The 2,522-nt window shown below is 66.3% G+C and carries 2 protein-coding genes and 1 pseudogene; all 3 read right to left on the bottom strand.

Going from position 1 to position 2,522, the window contains the following annotated elements; translation table 11 throughout:
* Positions 1-239, bottom strand: a pseudogene (locus D769_RS00110) (hypothetical protein); the annotation flags it as partial.
* Positions 240-255: 16 nt separating this feature from the next.
* Positions 256-1,383: an ABC transporter permease gene (locus D769_RS00105; RefSeq protein WP_008640744.1), complete on the bottom strand. Its 1,128-nt coding sequence runs from the start codon at positions 1,381-1,383 to the stop codon at positions 256-258.
* A 2-nt stretch (positions 1,384-1,385) separates the two neighbouring features.
* Positions 1,386-2,522: ABC transporter permease (locus tag D769_RS00100; protein WP_008640742.1), on the bottom strand; the 1,137-nt coding region annotated here is incomplete at its 5' end.

Below are 2,522 nucleotides of genomic sequence, written 5' to 3'. Positions count from 1 at the left end.
GCCGCGTCGATGCGGCGGGTCAGGTCGGGGTCCTGCCAGCCCTGCCACCAGCGCGCCACGTCGGCCTGCATGCCGTCCGACGGCGGCACCATCTGGAAAGCGGCTGGCGCCGAGAGGGCGGGCGGTACGTCTACGCCCACTGCAGTGCAGCCTGCCAGCATCACTGTGGCGGCGGAAAGCGCGGCAGCGCACAGTGGGAATCCGGCCTTACTCTGCTTCACATCCTTGCTCCGATTCATGTCTGCTCCACTTGGCTCAGCCCTGCTGCGCCAGCATGGCGCGAAAGCGCGTGAGCGCCAGCGTCAGGAAGATCCCGCCGGCCGCCGTGACACCAAGCAGTTGCGGCCAGACCACGTCGACGCCTGCGCTGCGGAAGAGGATTGCCTGCGTCAGCGTGACGAACTGCGTGGTGGGCAGCAACTGCACCACCGGCTGCATGGCGGCCGGCATGCTCTGCACCGGCGTGGCTGCGCCTGACAGCAGGTAGGCAACGGCGTAGGTCGGCACCGCCAGCAAGCCGAACTGCGGCATGGCCGGCGCCAGCGTGGCCAGCCACATCCCCAGCGCCGTCACCGAGAACAGATACAGCGCGGTGCTGAGCGCGAACAGCGCCATCGATCCCTGGAGCGGAACCTGCAGCCATAGATTCACCACCAGCCACAGGGACAACAGCGAAACGAGGAAGATGACCGAGCCATTGGCGATGATCTTGGCGGCAGCGATCTCGCTGGCGCGCACCGGCATCACCAGCAGGTGCTCGATGGTGCCGTGCTCGCGTTCGCGGATCACGGCGGCACCCACCAGGATGATGGACAGCACCGTGATGTTGACCACGATCTGCATGGTCGAGGTGAACCAGTAGGATTCCGTGTTCGGGTTGAACAGGACGCGCAGCACGGCAGTGGCCGGCAACTGCGCCTGGATGTTGCGCGCGCGCAGGAAGGCTAGCGTCTCGCTGGTGAAGATCTCCTGCAGGTACGCCGTGCCTAGTCCGGCTTGTGTCATCGCGGTGGCGTCCACCAGCACTTGCACGGCCGGCGCGCGGCCTGCCAGCACGTCGGCTTCGAAGCGCGGCGGGATCTCGATCGCGAAAATGTAGCGGCCGCGGTTGAGCTCGGCATCGATATCGCGCCGGTCGATGTCCACCGGCGGCTTGAAGTAGGGTGGCTGGACGGCATCGCGAAGGCGGCGCGACAGGGCCGAATGGTCGCCGTCGACGATGGCCACCGAGGCATTCGACACCTCGGCCTTGATCCCCTTGGCCACAGAATAGACCGCGAGGGTGAAGGCGAAGACGATCAGGATCATCAGCGTGGCATCGCTGAACAGGCTGAAGATTTCCTTGCGGCTGAGCCGCGCGACGTTCTTGAACCATTGCACCATCGCTAGGCCTCCTGCTTGCGCAACAGGCATCGCGCTCCGGCCAGGTAGGCCAGCGCGAAGCCGAGCAGCGCCAGGTACATGGCGCCGAAGCTGTCCGCGCCCAACCCCTTGGTAAAGCTCCCCAGGCTGATGAGCTGGAACCAGGAGGAAGGGAAGCCCAGTCCCACCCAGTAGCCGCTGCCGGTCAGCGTGGAGACGGGGTAGAGCAGGCCAGAGAAGTTGACTGAGGGAATCAGGCACAGGATGGCGGTGCCGAAGATCGCGGCAACCTGCGAGCGCACGAACGTCGACATCAGCAAGCCCAGGCTGGTCGCGGCCAGAATGAACAGCAGTGCGCCCAGCGATAGGGCCAGGAAGGAGCCCTTGAGCGGTACCTGCAGCAGCGTGACGGTCAGGGCCACCAGTGTCAGGTAGGCCAGCATGGCTAGGCCGACGTAGGGCAACTGCTTGCCCACCAGGTATTCGCCTACGCTTGCCGGCGAGGCGTAGAGATTGGTGATGGAGCCCATCTCCTTTTCGCGCACCACGCCCAGCGCCGTCAGCATGGTGGGAATCAGGATCAGCGCCAGCATGATGATGCCCGGGGTGATGGCATAGATGCTGCGGAACTGCTCGTTGTAGACGAAGCGCGTTTCGACGCTCATTGGCAGGGTGGGGGCCGCCGTCGGCAGCGCGCGGGCGCGTGCCTGCGCGTAGCCGAGCAGCGTGGCGTTGACATAGGTACGCACGGTGGCGCCGGGGAAAGGGCTGGAGCCATCGATATGGAAGGCTACCTCGGGACGGCGCCCGGCCAGCAGGTCGCGGCCGAAGCCTGGCGGGATCTCCACCACCAGCGAAGCGTTGGCGGCACGCAGCACATGCCGCACCTGCATTTCATCGCGTGCACTGCCCGCCGGCACGAAATAGCGTGAACCGGCGAACTGCTCGAGCAGTTCGCGGCTGGCCAGGCTCTGGTCGCGATCGAGCACGGTAAAGCGAACGTTTTCCACGTCGAAGGACACGCTCCAGGCCGCCGCCAGCAGCAGCACGATCGGCCCGAAGATGGCGAAGGCGAGCCGCAGCTTGTCGCGCGCCAGTTCGATGGACTCGCGCCGGGCAAAGGCCCAGATGCGGGCCAGCGGCGCCGCTGCGGCGCGGCG

The organism is Cupriavidus sp. HMR-1 (assembly GCF_000319775.1).
GTDB classification, from domain to species: Bacteria; Pseudomonadota; Gammaproteobacteria; order Burkholderiales; family Burkholderiaceae; genus Cupriavidus; species Cupriavidus metallidurans.
The sequence above is the reverse complement of the archived record's forward strand: the minus strand, read 5'-3'. Positions and strand labels throughout refer to the sequence as shown.